Below are 15,646 nucleotides of genomic sequence, written 5' to 3'. Positions count from 1 at the left end.
ATAGCGTCTGACCGCTATCAGCTTCAGCCCAGTTTAGGTCGAGAATGTCCGACTTAAACTGGCGCTGATTATCATACTGATCCAGCGGTTTCTATTCCTCTGAAAATGAAATCTCGGGTGCGCACAGTTCAGACACAGCTGCCCGCCATGCCTGCCGATATGCATCCCATCCGCGCAACCGTAGCGGCTTGACCTGTCTCGGTGCTGTCAATGCGCCGCCACGCTGACCGTCCTGCCAATGCTGTAACATCCAGCCGCCGGCAGTAGTGCCGCTGCCGTCTTCCGAACAGAATACGTCTCTTCCATCGAAACCTCCTGCCAGCAGTGCAGCGAAATAGGGATTCGAGATGAAACTCCCCTCTACAACTATCGCACCTGGTGCTTGCAATTGCTCCAGGCAATATTCCGTCATCAGAACGCAGTACAAGGTCGCCAGCGCATAGCGCTCTTCCGACGTATCCGGCGGTGCCCCCGTCAGACGTCCTTGCTGCCCGGCGAACGGTCCACCGCAGCCGGAAAAACAAGGCAATGCCATGCTGTGACCATCGATCAACGCTTGCAAATCGGCCTCGCGGCAAACCTTTGGTGTACTTCCTGCCAGCTCAGAGAATTCGCGCCCACCCATGAAACGCATGCAAGCAACGGGCTCGCCCAACACGTTGACGTTGGCGAGCATGTCGCGTTGCTCCTGCAAGCCGTCCAGACCTGCATCCAGTGCAGCGGCAATCAACCAGGTGCCGGTAGACAAGACCACCCGGGGACCATTGCCGTTGCGCTGCAGATAACGTAGCAAAGACGCATTGCTATCGTGAACACCGCACAGCACGCGGCACTCCGAGGGAAGCCCCGTCTGCTGCGCCAGATGCGAACGCACACGGCCTAGTTCGGCCCAAGCCGGGCGCAACGGCGGCATCAGGTGCAGCCAGTCGGCATTGGTGACAAGCGAAGAGTACGTCCCGCTCGCCGGTCGCCACAGATCCGTATGGCAGCCCAACGAAGTGACTTCCCCTGCCGCCACGCCGCACAGACGCCAGGCCCAGTATTGCGGATACATCAACAGCTTGCGTGCGCGTCCGAAAGCCTCGGGATAACGCTGTTGTTGCCAGTAAAGTTGCCGTCCAAGATTGAGCCCCAGCCCCAATGCGGGAGAGAACGTTTGTGCAAAGGGTGGGCGCAGCTCGTCATATTGCCGACAGGTAGAATAGTCCGACTGAACAACCGAGAAATCCTGCTCATAGTCCGCAATTGGCAAGACCAGGCCATCGTCATCCACAAGTGCCGCTGTAGCGCCATGCGTGATGGGAACGATGGCGCTGATGTGCGCCTGACGCGCCAGTTCGCCAAGCTTTTCCAACAGCCAGGATTCGATCGCGTCGACGTCGTGATGAGGATAAAGTCCGACCTGCACAACCTCATTGGCACGTCGGTGCACGGCAAGTTCATGGCCCCGGGCATCCACCAGGCTAAGTTTGATATTGGTTTTACCGATATCGAAAACTGCGAGCGCGTCGATCATGAGGCAATATCCGGAAAAGGAACGGTCAGGTAAAAATCAAAGACTTCAAGACAGATGAAACATCGGCAACAGCGCTTGCGACTGCGGCCGGTGGTCCGCATCGGTATCCATCAGATCGGACATATACTCCCACCAGCGCTGCATCACCGGATGATCAGGCAAGGCATCCATGCCGTGCGTCGGCAAGCGGCGCAAAACCGCAAACAGTTTTCCGCTGCCGGGATCGAGAAAAATGCTGTAGTCGCGGATGCCCGCATCGTGCAACAACCCGGCAAGTTCCGGCCACAAGGCGTCATGGCGGCGCTGGTATTCAGCGGCGCAACCCGCGCGCAATTGCATGGTGAAAGCGATCTGTTCCATGGCTATCGGGTGGTCTTTCCACGCAGCAGACGCGGCACCGCAATCGTCGTCAGCAGCAATGCACCAACCACGATCGTCATGATGATGCCGGGGACATTTGCCAAGGCCAGACCGTACGTCACCATACCGAGCGTCAGTATTGCCAGCAAGACGCCGCCGATGGTTCCCGCGCCACCTGCAATACTGACCCCGCCGAGAATAACCACCGTAATGATTTCCAGCTCCCAGCCTAATGCGATATTGGGACGTGTGCTACCGATGCGGCCTGTCAACAAGCATGCCGCCAGACCTGCCATCGCTCCCGTGAGTACGAACAGCATCAAACGGTAACGATCCACTGCGATACCGGAAAAACGCGCCGTCACCGGGTTATTGCCGATCGCGTAGATACGCCGTCCGCATGTGGTGCAATGTAAAAGCAGCGCGAACAACGCGGCTGCCACAATCAGCACCGCAAAAGGCCGTGGCAGGATGTCGAAGAAATAGCCCTGCCCCCAGTCGCTGAGCAGCTCGGGATAATTGGTAAAAGCCTGATCGCCGAGCACGACACTGGCTAGTCCTCGAAACAAGGACATCGATCCAATCGTCACGACAATCGAAGGCAACGCAAAGCGCGTGACCAGAAAGCCGTTCAGCAGTCCGCACAGCGTGCCCGTGCCGATACCGATAACGAACAAGCCGGCTGCCGGCACGCCGTAGTGATTGGCGATCCCCATCATGACCGATGACAAAGCAATCACCGCCGACACGGAAATGTCGATTTCCCGGCAGATGATGAGCAAAGCCATCGGTAAAGCGATCAATGCCTTTTCGCTGAAATTGAATGTACTGTCCGCCAGGTTATAAAAATCGAAGAAATGCGGAAGCAGCAGGCAATTGATGCAAAAGACGGCGATCAACAGCAGGGCTAGCAAAAACTCCCAGTGTCGCAACAGGTCGGCGGCACGAAAACTGCCACGCTCGCTGATTTCGTAACGTGAAGTTTTAACCGGCACGGTATCGACAACAGTGTTCATGATGACGTCCTCGCGACATGCGCGGTATTGGCCTTCAATTCAACGGAAGGCTCAGTGTGAAAATGCAGTGGCAGGATTTGTTTATTGCGCTTTTTTTCACCGCGCGCATTGATGATCACCGCGGAGAGAATGACCAGTCCGGTCAGCGCGCTTTGCCAGAACGGTGATATCTGCACCATCGGCAATGCATTGTTGATGACCGCCAGGAATAAGGCGCCGAGCACAGCACCGCTGATGTTGCCAACGCCTCCGGCGATGCTGATTCCACCGATGACGCAAGCGGCGATGACGGTCAGTTCAAAGCCATAGGCGATTTCCGTATAGGCCACGGCATAGCGTGCAACCCATAAATAGCCGCACAACCCCGCCATCGCGCCAGACAGGCCGTATGTCCAGAACAGACGCTTCGGTGTGGCAATCCCCACATAACCAGCCGCAACCGGGTCATTGCCGATAGCGTACAGATCGCGGCCAAAGCGCGTATAGCGCGCCACGTACCACAGTGCCAGAACAGCACCCGCCGCCAGCCATACCAGATGCGTCAACCCCATCAGCCGTTCCAGCGGAAACGCGACGAAATCAGCCGGCATGTTGCGCGACGATACCCAGGCACCGCCCGATAGCACGAATACCAGCCCGCGATATACGCTCATGCTGCCGAGAGTGACGACGATGGGAGGCAAAGACAGATAGCCGATCAACCAGCCGTTGATCAGACCCAGCACCAGTCCGATGCATAAGGCGGCCGCAATCACAACGCCGATCGGCAGTTCGGGGAAATGCATCGCCAGCAGCGCCGACATCATCCCCGACAGCGCCAGATTGGAGGCCACCGACAGATCGATGCCGCGCGTAACGATCACCAGCATTTGCGTCAACGCCAGCATGATCGGCAGTGCGCTATCGGTCAGCAGATTGTCCATGCTGCGTAGTGTGAGAAAGGCAGGCGCGCGCAAACCGACCAGCAGAATCAGCAATACGATCAATGCCCCCAGTAACGGCTCGCGAGGGCCGGAGGCCAAACCCGCCAGACGGGACAGACGAAAGAAAGAACCCGATCCATGTCCAGGGCCTTGGTTTAATGACATGCCGCTACTCCTTTTTGCGCTACTTTTTCTGCTTGTTCTGCTTGTTCTGCTTGTTCTGCTTGTTCTGCTTGTTCTGCTTGTTCTGCTTGTTCTGCCTGTCCTGTTTGACCTGCTTGAACTGTTTGATGTGCGCTGCCCGATGCTGCCGCGACCAGCAATTCCGGCGTGGCCTCTTCCCGGTCAAAGATTTTCTGCACGGTTCCCTGATGCATGACGACGATGCGGTCCGACATGCCCATGACTTCGGGTAATTCGGAAGACACCAGGATCACCGACAGGCCCTGCCCTACCAATTCGCTGATGAAACGATGCACCGCGGCCTTGGAGCCGATATCAATGCCCTTGGTCGGCTCGTCCAGAATAATCACGCGCGGATCCGTGGCCAGCCATTTTGCCAGCACGACCTTTTGCTGGTTGCCACCAGACAGTTGCGCGACATGCTGATGAAAATGGGATGCCTTGAGTTCGAGCAGCTCACTCAGACGGCGTGCAATGGCAATCTCGCGCCGGCGATGGCGACGCAGAAAAAAACCGATTCCAGAAAGAATTGGCAGCGTGATGTTTTGAAAAATGGGCAACGACAACAACACACCCTGATGCTGCCGATCTTCCGGTACGTAGGCAATTCCTTGCGCAATGGCCTGTGCCGGTGACTGGATATCGACTGCGCGCCCGTCTATGCGTACCACACCGCGTGCCCCCGGCGACAAACCGAACAGCGCCTGCATGAGCTCGGAACGACCTGCGCCAACCAGTCCATAGAACCCGATGATCTCACCGCGCCGCAGAGAAAAACTGACATCGTGAAATTCCGTCGGATGACAGAATTTTTCCACTTGAAGGACGGTATCCGCCGGTGCTACCGTGGAAGTGCTCACACTCTCCGCTTGTGCCTGATGCCGTGGAAAAACCTGTCCGACTTCGCGTCCGACCATCAGCGCCACCAGCTGCGGCTCAGTGATGTCAGCCAGCGCACCCGCTGCGATGAAGCGGCCGTCGCGCAGGACCGTATAACGATCGGCGACGGCGAATATCTCGTCGAACTTGTGCGAGATAAAGATCACCGCTGTGCCCGCCGCCCGCAGCTGACCGATGATGCGATACAGCTCGCGTATCTCTCGCTGCGACAAGGCCGCGGTCGGTTCATCCATGATCACGACTTGCGCGCGCTGCGACAAGGCACGGGCGATTTCCACGAAATGGCGCTGAGCGACGCTCAGATCCTTGACGCGTGCACGTACCGGCAGATCGACTTCCAGCCGCGCAAACAGTTGCTCAGCCTCGGCATCGATACGGCGCCAATCGATGCGCGGCGGCACACCGCACAACGGTTGCCGTCCGATACAGATATTCTCCGCCACGGTCAGTTCTTCGAACATGACGGTTTCCTGATGCACGGCAGTGATGCCGGCCTGCATCGCTGCCTGGGCAGTAGCGAACGATACCGGTTTGCCGTCGAGCGTAATCGTGCCTTCGTCGGGTTGATGAATCCCGGTAAGTATCTTGACCAACGTGGATTTGCCTGCACCGTTCTCGCCGAGCAAGGCCATCACCTCGCCCGGACGTACGGAAAACCCGACATCCTTGAGCGCCACGATTCCTTGAAAGCGCTTACCGACACCGGACAACTCAAGCACTGGCGCCCCCGCTTGTGCGGCGACAGGACGCAGCGCCGAGTCTGCCGGGATCGGCGACGAGTGAAACATAGTGCCTTGCGCAGGCAAAACAGAAGAAGACATGGCGACTCAGTCGTAAAAAATTTGAAAAATAAAACCGTCAATATCTGCAGAAAAGAAACGATGCCGACAGAGAACCGGGCTCACTGCAGCATCGCCTCACCTCAGAGAAATCAGAAAATTTTTGCAAATTTGTCGACGTTACTGGCGTCGTAGGTGAAAGGTGGTGCCAACGCCGCTTCACCTGCGGCATCGAGCTTGATCGAACCCATGCGACCAACGCTGATGCTTTCGCCATCCTTGCCTTGCGCCTTACCCTTGACGAACTGGTACGCGGCATAGGTAGCAGCATAGCCAAGATCAATCGGATTCCAGATGGCGAAGCTCTTCACTGCGCCGCTCTTGACGTGACCAGCCATTTCGGATGGCAAGCCGAGTCCGGTGACATAGACCTTGCCGACCAGTTTTTCATCGACGACTGCCTTGCCGGCGGCATTAATGCCTACTGTGGTGGGCGCGATGATCGCCTTCAGATTAGGATTGCTGCGCAACAGCCCGATGGCTTCCCGATAGCTCTTGTCGGACTGATCGTCGCCGTACACAGTCGCAATCAGTTTGATCTTGGCGAACTCAGGCTTTGCGAGCGCTTTCTTCATTTCGCCGATCCAGATATTTTGATTGGTGGCCTGCGCCGTAGCCGACAAGATTGCGACTTCGCCTGCCCCACCGATGGCATCCGAAGCCATTTGAATCTGTTTGACGCCGATCAGCTCTGCATTGGAGGGGTTAAGTTGCATCAGGCGACCGCCCTTCGCAATGCCGCTGTCGAAAGACAAGACCTTGATGCCGCGTTGCATGGCCTTCTTGGTGATCGGCACCAGGGCGTTGGCGTCGTTGGCGGAAATCACGATAGCGTCAACCTTCTGGCTGATCAGGGAATTGACGATCTCGATCTGGCCTTCAGCAGTGGGGGTAGTCGGCCCGGTGTAAATGATGTCGACATCGCCCAACTGCTTGGCGGCTTCCTTCGCACCTTCGTGTGCGGCGTCGAAAAAGCCATTGCCCAGACTCTTGACGACCATGGCGATGCGTACCTTGTCGGCCGCCGCGGCCGGCAGCGCGAAACCGATCGTGGCACTCAATACCAGCGTCAGCGCCAATGCCGCCGAGCGTGTGCGCGAAGCGGCTGCGCCTGTTTTCTGCTTGATCATGCGGTGTCTCCTTGTTGTTGTAGCTTTATAGCTGTTGTTGTTGGGCCTGCGTGCGGGATGCGCGATCGGCCTTTGCTGCTGTTGCGATACCGGGCTGTGCTGCGTTTTTTTGCAGCCAAGCTTCCCGGCAGACTTCATCGGACAAACTCGGGCGGGGTGTCAATCTTCAAGAACCGGTTCCAGCTCCGATTCTGATTCCGGTTCAACGGCAGCTACCTTTACGCCGGCCTGCTCCATCATTTGCACGGCCGCATCGCTGACCCCGGTATCGGTAATCAGGCAACTGACACGATTCAGGCCACAAAGAATCAGTCCGGCTTTGCGCGAGAACTTCGAACTGTCGACCATGACAATCAATTGCTCGGCCTGACTGAGCAAACGCTTTTCAGCCTGGATCAGCAGCGGATCAACCTCCATCAGACCCAGCATCGACAGGCCATAGACGCCCATAAACATCTTTCCGGCGTAGTGATGCTGCGTAATGTCATTGTCGAAGGGACTCAGAATCACGTTTTGCTCGCGATAGACCTGACCGCCCGGGACGATGATTTGATTCTCGCTGGTGGTCAGTAAGCGCTCCGCCATCAGAAAAGAATTGGTCAGAATTTTGAGCTGCTTGTGCGCCAGAAATTCCGCCATCATGAAGGTGGTGGTGCCACCGTTGATGATGATCGTCTCACCGTCTTCGCACATGCTCGCCGCATGGCGGGCAATGGCGCGCTTCTCAGCGGGAAACCGATCGAGGCTGTTTTGAAAGGTTTCACCCGACAAAGCAAACGCATTGCGTTTTGGTGCCAGCCGTTCGGCGCCACCGCGAATGCGGTTGAGCATATTGCGCTCGGCCAGCCAGGAGATATCGCGCCGCACCGTCGCGGCCGAGGCATTGAGCCATTGGCACAACTGCTCGACGCTGGCATTGGAATGTTCCGTCAACAGACCCAACATCCGCTTGCGGCGTTTGTGGTTGATCATGCTTGTCTCCGTGATGTTGCACTGCGTGGCGCGATCACTGCCGCGGCATCGTATTCAGTGCTTTCGTTATGTGGCAAGACTAAGCCATGAGAGAAAAACAAGTCAATCAGCAATCAATCAACTTGATGATTACTTCACAAACAATCATAAAGTTGATTGGAGATCGATTGACTCTGATCGGTAGGTGTTTTCTACTTGAAAACATGCTGTAAAGGCGCGCAAGACATCAGGCTCTGAACCTGAGTTTGCTCTTGTTCGTTTTTTCCTTTACCTGTTTCAAGCTGTACCCAAAATCAAAACCGGAGACCACATGACTACCGCCGTTCTTCCCGACGCCACTGCCAACAATGCCGACACATCGTTTGCGCAAAAAAGCAAACTACGTATCGCCTCCGCCTGGGATGACGCCCACGCCGCCACACTCGATGAAGCCCATCTGCTGCTTTACCGGTCAAACCTGCTCGGTGCCGACAAGGCGATCACCAACTTCGGCGGCGGCAATACCTCGGCAAAAATCAGCATGCAGGATCCGCTCTCGGGTGAACAAGTCGAGGTACTTTGGGTAAAAGGTTCCGGTGGAGATCTCGGCAGCATCAAACTCGACGGTTTCTCGACGCTGTACATGGACAAGTTGCAAGCACTGCGTACCCGCTACCGGGGACTGGAGAATGAGGATGAAATGGTCGGCTATCTGCCGCATTGCACCTTCAATCTGAATCCCCGCGCCGCCAGCATCGACACGCCGCTGCATGCCTACATTCCACGCCGCCATGTCGATCATATGCATCCGGACGCAGTTATCGCCATTGCAGCTTGCAAAAACAGCAAGGCATTGACGGCTAGCGTGTTCAACGGCGAACTCGGCTGGCTGCCGTGGCAACGTCCGGGTTATGACCTCGGCCTGAAGCTGGAAAAGATGGCGCTTGAACAACCTGCACTCAAAGGCATCGTACTTGAAGGCCACGGTCTGTTCACCTGGGGCGACACCGCCAAAGATTGTTACGAGACCACGCTGGACATCATCCGACGCGCAGATGACTGGCTGAGCGATAACAGCAAGGCTGCGGCTTTCGGCGGCAAACGCCACAACGCCTTGCCGGCAAGTGATCGTGCCGCTCTGGCCGCGCGCCTGATGCCACTGTTGCGCGGGAAAATCAGTCAGCAGGAATTCAAACTGGGCCACTTCGACGACAGCGCAGCGGTACTGGAATTCGTCTGCAGCCGCGACCTTGCGCCACTGGCCGCGCTCGGCACATCCTGCCCTGATCACTTCCTGCGTACCAAGATTCGTCCTCTGGTGCTGGACTTCTCTCCCGACGCTCCGGATTTCGAGCGGCTGGTCGGCAGCCTCGATCAAGCGCTGGAAGATTACCGCCAGGACTACAGCGCTTACTATCAGCGCTGCCGCCGCGCCAACAGTCCGGCCATGCGCGATGCCAATCCCATCATCTATCTGATCCCCGGCGTCGGCATGCTGTCCTTCGCCAAAGACAAGGCAACGGCGCGCATCGCGGGTGAGTTTTATATCAACGCCATCAACGTCATGCGCGGCGCCAATAGTGTCGACAGCTACGTCGGCTTGCCAGAACAGGAAGCCTTCGACATCGAATACTGGTTGCTGGAAGAAGCCAAGCTGCAACGCATGCCCAAGCCGAAAAGTCTGGCCGGCCGCATCGCGCTGGTCACCGGCGGCGGCGGCGGCATCGGACAAGCTGTCGCGCGCCAGTTGCTGGCCGAAGGTGCTTGCGTCATGCTGACCGACATCGATCAATCAGCCATCGACAGCGCCTACCAAAGCCTGCTCAAGCAAGCCGGGCCTGACGCTATCGGCGTGGTGCGCGCCGACATCACCAACGAGCAAGACGTTGAAAATATCATCAACAACGTCTCTTTGCGCTTCGGCGGCATCGATCTACTGGTGTCAAATGCCGGCATCGCCTCCGCCTCACCGCTGGAAGACACCAGCCTGGAAGTCTGGCAGCGCAACATGTCGGTACTGGCGACCGGTTATTTTCTTGTCAGCCGGGCGGCCTTCCGCAGCATGACGGCCCAAGCCATGGGCGGCAGCATTGTCTACGTGGCGAGCAAAAATGGCCTGGTGGCGTCGGCAGGCGCATCGGCATATTGCACCGCCAAGGCAGCGGAAATCCATCTGGCGCGCTGCATTGCGCTCGAAGGTGCGCCTCACGGCATCCGCGTGAACGTGGTCAATCCCGATGCGGTGATTCGAGGATCCCGCATCTGGGATGGCAAATGGAAAGAAGAACGCGCCGCCTCAAACAAGATCGACTCCGATAACATCGAGGAATTCTATCGCCAGCGCAGCCTTCTCAAACGCAGCGTGCTTCCGGAAGACATCGCCGAAGCAGTGTATTTTTTCGTCAGCGAAAAATCTGCCAAGAGCACCGGCAATATTCTCAACGTCGATGCCGGGAACGCGGCGGCCTTTACGCGTTGATCATGCGAATGCCGATTGACAGCAACAGCTTCAACTGCAACCGCAGCGACGCATCACGGTCATAACAATAAAGCGCGGCGCACACTGAATGCGCCGCACCATTTATACGGAGACATCATGACTCACCTCATTTCCGACGATTTCGTCGGTCAGCAAAACGCCCGCTCGCTCGCTCAACTGCAAGCCGATTACGATGCCCTGGCAGGTGTACTGCAACGACGCGGCCGCGATATCGAAACGCTCACCGCACAAGCCGCCGGCTTTGCTGTGGCCTTGCCCAGCTGGGGTGTGGGTACCGGCGGCACGCGCTTTGCGCGCTTTCCCGGCATCGGTGAACCGCGCAACGTGTTTGAAAAAATTGACGATTGCGCCACCATCAACCAACTGACGCGCGCAACACCGGGCGTGTCGCTGCATTTCCCTTGGGACCGCACCACCGATCCACGCGCGCTCAAAGAAATCGCAAACAAACATGGCTTGTACTTCGACAGTGTTAACTCCAACACTTTCCAGAATGCGGCCGGACAAGCGCTCAGCTACAAGTACGGCAGCCTGACGGCGCAAGACCCGGCGGTACGTGCGCAAGCAGTCGCACACAATATCGATTGCGTCGAGCTGGGCAATACGCTGGGATCGAAGGGCCTCACCGTCTGGATCGGAGACGGTGCCAACTTCCCCGGCCAGCATAATTTGCGCGGCGCGCTGGAGCGCTATCTGGAAAGCATGCGCGCTATTTATACCGCTCTGCCTTCAGACTGGCTGATGTATATCGAACATAAACTGTTCGAACCGGCCTTCTACGCGACCACCATCGCCGACTGGGGCACCAGCTTTGCCTGCGCCACCGAACTCGGCCCGAAGGCAAAATGCCTGGTCGACCTCGGTCACCACGCACCAAACACCAACATCGAAATGATCGTGGCGCGCCTGACCCAGTTCGGCAAACTCGGTGGCTTCCATTTCAACGACAGCAAATACGGCGATGACGATCTGGATTCCGGCAGCATCAATCCGTTCCAACTTTTCCTGATCTTCAATGAATTGCGCGACGGCGCCGTGCGCGAGGGCGAAAATTTCAAACCTGCTTACATGCTGGATCAATCGCATAACGTCACCGATCCCATAGAAAGCCTGATGAGCAGCGCGGTGGAAGTGCAGCGTGCGTACATCCAGGCGGCGCTGATCGACGCCGAGGCATTGAATCATCATCAGAAAAACAACGACGCCCTGATGGCAGCGCAGACGCTCAAGCAAGCGTTCCGGACCGACGTCAGCCCCATCCTGGCCATGGCCCGGGTACGTGCAGGCGGCGCCGCCGATCCGGTAGCCTGCTATCGTGCCAGCGGCTATCGGGACCATAAGCGCGAAGAGCGTCCACCCGTCGCGGGAGCCAGCGGTAGCGGCATCGTCTGATCCGTCCGCCTTCAAAAAGAAAAAACGCCGGCACATCTGACCGGCGTTTTTTCTTTGAGCTACGACTTCATGTCTTGCGATGAATCAGGTGATGTCTAAGCGCACCACCAAAGCTATCGGAGCATGAACGACATCGCCGACAAACTGTTCAACACGCGCACCGCAAACTCCACCGTCGGCGCGTCGAACTTCAGCGTCACCGCGTCTACGCGCTCCACAATCGGCAGTTGGCAAAACAAGTCCGTCAGCGCCGTTGTCTGCACCTGCAGGCGGCAGGTGAGCGGAACTTCGATGCGGTATTTCGGCATCTGTTTTGAGCGCGCTGCCTGGACGGCTTCCTCCGCCGTCTTTTCCAGCAATACGCAAGCCTGCTGTTGCGACAAGGAGTCGCCGCTGTTGGCGCCGTGGGCTTTCTTGATTTCAGCAAAGCGCGCATGCGGAAACAAGGGCTGCGTCTCTTCCACAAAAGCATCATCGCCGCTGCCAAAAATGACCGGTACGCCATGTTCTCCCGCGAGCGCGCCATAGATGCCGGCTTCACCCAATTCCACGCCGTTGAACGCAACGCGTGAAAATGCGAAGCTGTTGATCGTGTGCGCCAGGATGCCACGCGTTTGCGAGCGCGAGTGATAGCCGACCATCATGACGGCATCGATACTGCCTTCCACACCGCTCATCATGCCCAGTACGCGCGGTTTGCCGAGCACCATGCGCGCAGCTGGATGCAGCAGATCCGGCAACAGATTGCGGAAAGTACCATGGGAATCGTTGACAACGATTTCCTGTGCACCGCCGGCAAGTGCGCCGCGAATGACGGCATTGGCTTCTTCAGTCATCTGACGACGGGCGCGCTCGTACTCACCGTTGCCGGGACGTGTCTGTTCAGGATGGAATACGCCGGCAATGCCTTCGATGTCGACGGAAATCAGTACGTTCATGCGTGCTCCATGGTGGCTAGTTCCGCCAGTAGTTCATTCAATGTCCGGCGCTGGTTTCCGTCCCGTCCCTTGACCGCTTCGGAAGTGAACAAGGCGTTAAGGATCGCTTGCTCGGTACTATCGGCAACCGCGTGGAACAGCGGATCCAGCAAGTTGTCATGCAGGCAGTTGAACTGCATGGCGGGCGATGCGGTGTCCGGCAAGTGCGGCACCGTCTGCGCAGTAGAAAACGCCAGCGCAATATCGCCGCTGCCATGGCCATAGACCGATCCGGTACGCGCCAGACCGGCGCCGGTGCGCGCAGCAAGGCGGCGCAGCTGGCGCGCGTCGAGCGGCGCATCCGTGGCGATCAGCATGATGATGGAGCCCTTCTCCGGTTCGGCATTCTTCTTTTGCATGCCTTTGAGCGTACGCCCCAGCGGCTCCCCTGCAATGATCAGATCAGCCAGTTTGCCAAAATTGGCCAGCACCAGCGCGCCGACGGTGTACTCGGCAGTGCCGATAACGACCTTGCGCGAGGCGCTGCCGATACCGCCCTTGAGCTCGAAGCAGGACATGCCGCGGCCGGCGCCGACGGCACCTTGAACGACCACATCCGACGCATTTTGCAATGCATGCAGGTAGTGCTGCTCTTCCACTGAGAACGCTTGCAGATCATTGAGATAGCCGTCGTTGCATTCGAACACCAAGGGATTCACGCTGGGAAGATTGCGGCCGATCTCAGGGTTGTCTGCCACCGCTGCCCGCGTCTGCGCAGTCGCGACGGCACCCACGGCAAAGGTATTGGTCAATGCAATCGGCGTCTCCAGCACGCCCAGCTCCTCCACCTGCATCAAACCGACACTCTTGCCGAAGCCGTTCAGGGTGACGGCAGCAGCCGGGATCTTCTCGCGAAACAGATCGCCGCCATGCGGGCGCACGACGGTCACGCCGGTCTGGATGCCGCCATAGTTCAACGTACAGTGGCCGACCGTGACGCCGGGTACATCGGCGATGCTGTTGCCTGCGCCGGCAGGCAGCTTGCCGATGTGAGGAGGATATTTGTTGCTCATTGCCTGGAAGGCGGACCTCGTCCGCGCTCTTTCTTATATCAGTTGATTACTTCTGGTCCAGTTTTGGATCCAGCGCATCGCGCAGACCATCACCGAGCAGATTGAACGCCAGCACAGTCAGGAAGATCGCCAGGCTCGGGAAGATCGCAATATGCGGCGACGTCATCATATCGGCGCGCGCTTCATTGAGCATGGCGCCCCACTCCGGCGTCGGCGGCTGAGCGCCCAGCCCGAGGAAGGACAAGCTTGCAGCCGTGATGATCGAGGTGCCGATACGCATCGTGAAATACACCACCACGGAAGAAATCGTGCCTGGGAAAATATGACGCAGAATGATCGTCATATCGTTGGCCCCGATACTGCGCACCGCTTCGATATAGGTCAGTTGCTTGAGCGACAGCGTATTGCCGCGCACCAGCCGCGCAAACGCCGGGATGCTGAAAATCGCCACCGCGATAATCACGTTGGTCATGCCGTTGCCGAGAATCGCCACGATGGCGATCGCCAGCAGGATGCCCGGAAAGGCAAACAGCACGTCGCAGATGCGCATGATGACGCGATCAGCCCAGCCTTCGTAGTAACCGGCTACCAGTCCGAGGAAGGTACCGACAATGGCGCCCACCGCCACCGACGAAAAGCCCACTGCCAGCGACAGCTGCGTGCCGACCAGAATGCGGCTGAAGATGTCATGGCCCAGCGAATCGACGCCGAACCAATGCTGCAGCGACGGCCCGGCATTGAGCGCGTCGTAGTCGAAATAGTTTTCTGCGTCGTAAGGCGAGATGTAAGGCGACAGAATCGCGATCACCACCAGGAACAACACGAAGCCACCGGCCACCAGCGCCAAAGGTTGCTTCTTGAACTTGCGCCAGAACTCGCTCCAGGGCGTACGGATAGGTTTGGACGCAGTTGCGCCCGTCGCTGCGGCGACGGTATTTGTGGCAGGTGTAGTAGAAGTCGACATGCTCTGCCTCACTTGTAACGGATGCTCGGATTGATGACCGCATACAGCACGTCAACAACCAGATTGATGAAAATGAATTCCAGCGAGAACAACAGAATCTCGGCCTGGATAATCGGATAGTCGCGCATCTCGACGGCGTCGATCAGCAAGCGTCCCATGCCGGGCCAGTTGAATACTTTTTCGACCACGATGGAGCCGCCCAGCAAGAAGCCGAACTGCAGGCCCATCATCGTCACCACCGGAATCAGCGCATTGCGCAGGCAATGCTTGGCGATCACGATACGCTCGTTCAGGCCTTTGGCGCGCGCGGTGCGGACGAAGTCTTCCTTCATGATTTCGATGAACGACGAGCGTGTAAAGCGCGCCATGATCGCTGCCACACCGGCGCCCAGCGTCAGCGACGGCAGGATGTAATGGCGCCAGCTGTCGGCGCCGACGGTCGGCAGCCAACCCAGCTGCACCGAGAACACTTCCATGGCCACCATGCCGAGGGCAAACGGCGGAAACGAGATGCCGGAAACCGCCAGCGTCATGCCGACGCGGTCAGGCCATTCGTTACGCCACACCGCTGAAAATACACCGATGAACAAACCGAAGATCACTGCCCAGACCATGCTGGTCACGGTCAGCCACAAGGTAGGCCAGAAACGCTCCATGATTTCCTGGCTGACCGGCAGCTTGCTGCGCAGCGAGGTGCCGAAATCGCCATGCGCGGCATTCACGAAGAAGCGCACAAATTGCTTGTGAATGGGCTGATCAAGACCGAGATCGGCACGAATCAGCGCCACGGTGGTCTCGTCGGCTTCAGGACCGGCGGCCAGTCGCGCCGGATCGCCGGGCAACAGGTGGACGAACAGGAACACCATCACCGCGACCAGCAACAAGGTCGGGATGAGGCCCAGAAGACGTTTTAGAACATAAGAAAACATGGCGCGTCCTGCAATGATTCAACAACTTGGAGAGCGATGGTCACGTGTCCTGC

13 protein-coding genes are annotated in these 15,646 nt (G+C 57.8%); 2 read left to right on the top strand and 11 right to left on the bottom strand.

Features of this window, described 5'->3' with window-relative positions; translation table 11 throughout:
• Window positions 1-91: 91 nt before the first annotated feature.
• The 7 genes from PQR63_RS18940 to PQR63_RS18910 all read right to left on the bottom strand — a co-directional run bounded on the left by PQR63_RS18940 (window position 92) and on the right by PQR63_RS18910 (window position 7,839).
• The gene (locus tag PQR63_RS18940) at window positions 92-1,516 is read right to left on the bottom strand and encodes an FGGY-family carbohydrate kinase (RefSeq protein WP_408169513.1); all 1,425 of its coding nucleotides are present in this window, start codon (window positions 1,514-1,516) and stop codon (window positions 92-94) included.
• Window positions 1,517-1,561: 45 nt separating this feature from the next.
• Entirely contained in the window at window positions 1,562-1,876 is a 315-nt protein-coding gene (locus tag PQR63_RS18935; protein ID WP_408169512.1) for an L-rhamnose mutarotase, read from the bottom strand.
• A 2-nt stretch (window positions 1,877-1,878) separates the two neighbouring features.
• Window positions 1,879-2,892 carry an ABC transporter permease gene (locus tag PQR63_RS18930; RefSeq protein ID WP_408169511.1) on the bottom strand — a complete coding sequence of 338 codons (1,014 nt, stop codon included), beginning with the start codon at window positions 2,890-2,892 and terminating at the stop codon, window positions 1,879-1,881.
• Complete coding sequence (locus PQR63_RS18925; protein ID WP_408169510.1) at window positions 2,889-3,980, bottom strand: ABC transporter permease; 1,092 nt, start codon at window positions 3,978-3,980, stop codon at window positions 2,889-2,891. Before PQR63_RS18925 ends, PQR63_RS18930 begins: the two co-directional genes overlap by 4 nt.
• Window positions 3,971-5,719: a sugar ABC transporter ATP-binding protein gene (locus PQR63_RS18920; RefSeq protein WP_408169509.1), complete on the bottom strand. Its 1,749-nt coding sequence runs from the start codon at window positions 5,717-5,719 to the stop codon at window positions 3,971-3,973. The genes PQR63_RS18925 and PQR63_RS18920 overlap by 10 nt, the downstream gene beginning before the upstream one ends.
• A 110-nt stretch (window positions 5,720-5,829) precedes the next feature.
• Window positions 5,830-6,867, bottom strand: a complete 1,038-nt coding sequence (gene rhaS, locus PQR63_RS18915; RefSeq protein WP_408169508.1) for a rhamnose ABC transporter substrate-binding protein — start codon at window positions 6,865-6,867, stop codon at window positions 5,830-5,832.
• A gap of 159 nt (window positions 6,868-7,026) precedes the next feature.
• Complete coding sequence (locus PQR63_RS18910; protein WP_408169507.1) at window positions 7,027-7,839, bottom strand: DeoR/GlpR family DNA-binding transcription regulator; 813 nt, start codon at window positions 7,837-7,839, stop codon at window positions 7,027-7,029.
• Between the two features lie 310 nt (window positions 7,840-8,149).
• Here PQR63_RS18910 and PQR63_RS18905 point away from each other — a divergent pair, with 310 nt between their 5' ends.
• Both PQR63_RS18905 and rhaI read left to right on the top strand, forming a co-directional pair.
• The gene (locus tag PQR63_RS18905; RefSeq protein WP_408169506.1) at window positions 8,150-10,297 is read left to right on the top strand and encodes a bifunctional rhamnulose-1-phosphate aldolase/short-chain dehydrogenase; all 2,148 of its coding nucleotides are present in this window, start codon (window positions 8,150-8,152) and stop codon (window positions 10,295-10,297) included.
• Between the two features lie 117 nt (window positions 10,298-10,414).
• The gene (gene rhaI / locus PQR63_RS18900) at window positions 10,415-11,710 is read left to right on the top strand and encodes an L-rhamnose catabolism isomerase (RefSeq protein ID WP_408169505.1); all 1,296 of its coding nucleotides are present in this window, start codon (window positions 10,415-10,417) and stop codon (window positions 11,708-11,710) included.
• Between the two features lie 113 nt (window positions 11,711-11,823).
• Here rhaI and PQR63_RS18895 read toward each other — a convergent pair whose 3' ends face one another.
• From PQR63_RS18895 to gsiC, 4 genes are read right to left on the bottom strand one after another with little or no spacing between them, the layout of a single operon-like run.
• Entirely contained in the window at window positions 11,824-12,648 is an 825-nt protein-coding gene (locus tag PQR63_RS18895) for a M55 family metallopeptidase (RefSeq protein ID WP_408169504.1), read from the bottom strand.
• Complete coding sequence (locus tag PQR63_RS18890) at window positions 12,645-13,700, bottom strand: DmpA family aminopeptidase (protein WP_408169503.1); 1,056 nt, start codon at window positions 13,698-13,700, stop codon at window positions 12,645-12,647. Before PQR63_RS18890 ends, PQR63_RS18895 begins: the two co-directional genes overlap by 4 nt.
• A 46-nt stretch (window positions 13,701-13,746) precedes the next feature.
• Window positions 13,747-14,664, bottom strand: a complete 918-nt coding sequence (gene gsiD / locus PQR63_RS18885; protein ID WP_408169502.1) for a glutathione ABC transporter permease GsiD — start codon at window positions 14,662-14,664, stop codon at window positions 13,747-13,749.
• An 8-nt stretch (window positions 14,665-14,672) separates the two neighbouring features.
• Window positions 14,673-15,593, bottom strand: a complete 921-nt coding sequence (gene gsiC, locus PQR63_RS18880; protein ID WP_094564650.1) for a glutathione ABC transporter permease GsiC — start codon at window positions 15,591-15,593, stop codon at window positions 14,673-14,675.
• Window positions 15,594-15,646: the final 53 nt, after the last annotated feature.

The sequence above is a fragment of the Herbaspirillum rhizosphaerae genome (assembly GCF_046025915.1).
Taxonomy (GTDB): Bacteria; Pseudomonadota; Gammaproteobacteria; order Burkholderiales; family Burkholderiaceae_D; genus Herbaspirillum; species Herbaspirillum rhizosphaerae_A.
This window is presented reverse-complemented; position numbering and strand designations above follow the sequence as displayed.

Bases quoted from the DNA above. Each gene is read 5' to 3' on its own strand.
- PQR63_RS18940 (WP_408169513.1), bottom strand. From the start codon at position 1,516: ATGATCGACGCGCTCGCAGTTTTCGATATCGGTAAAACCAATATCAAA.
- PQR63_RS18935 (WP_408169512.1), bottom strand. From the start codon at position 1,876: ATGGAACAGATCGCTTTCACCATGCAATTGCGCGCGGGTTGCGCCGCT.
- PQR63_RS18930 (WP_408169511.1), bottom strand. From the start codon at position 2,892: ATGAACACTGTTGTCGATACCGTGCCGGTTAAAACTTCACGTTACGAA.
- PQR63_RS18925 (WP_408169510.1), bottom strand. From the start codon at position 3,980: ATGTCATTAAACCAAGGCCCTGGACATGGATCGGGTTCTTTCTTTCGT.
- PQR63_RS18920 (WP_408169509.1), bottom strand. From the start codon at position 5,719: ATGTCTTCTTCTGTTTTGCCTGCGCAAGGCACTATGTTTCACTCGTCG.
- rhaS (WP_408169508.1), bottom strand. From the start codon at position 6,867: ATGATCAAGCAGAAAACAGGCGCAGCCGCTTCGCGCACACGCTCGGCG.
- PQR63_RS18910 (WP_408169507.1), bottom strand. From the start codon at position 7,839: ATGATCAACCACAAACGCCGCAAGCGGATGTTGGGTCTGTTGACGGAA.
- PQR63_RS18905 (WP_408169506.1), top strand. From the start codon at position 8,150: ATGACTACCGCCGTTCTTCCCGACGCCACTGCCAACAATGCCGACACA.
- rhaI (WP_408169505.1), top strand. From the start codon at position 10,415: ATGACTCACCTCATTTCCGACGATTTCGTCGGTCAGCAAAACGCCCGC.
- PQR63_RS18895 (WP_408169504.1), bottom strand. From the start codon at position 12,648: ATGAACGTACTGATTTCCGTCGACATCGAAGGCATTGCCGGCGTATTC.
- PQR63_RS18890 (WP_408169503.1), bottom strand. From the start codon at position 13,700: ATGAGCAACAAATATCCTCCTCACATCGGCAAGCTGCCTGCCGGCGCA.
- gsiD (WP_408169502.1), bottom strand. From the start codon at position 14,664: ATGTCGACTTCTACTACACCTGCCACAAATACCGTCGCCGCAGCGACG.
- gsiC (WP_094564650.1), bottom strand. From the start codon at position 15,593: ATGTTTTCTTATGTTCTAAAACGTCTTCTGGGCCTCATCCCGACCTTG.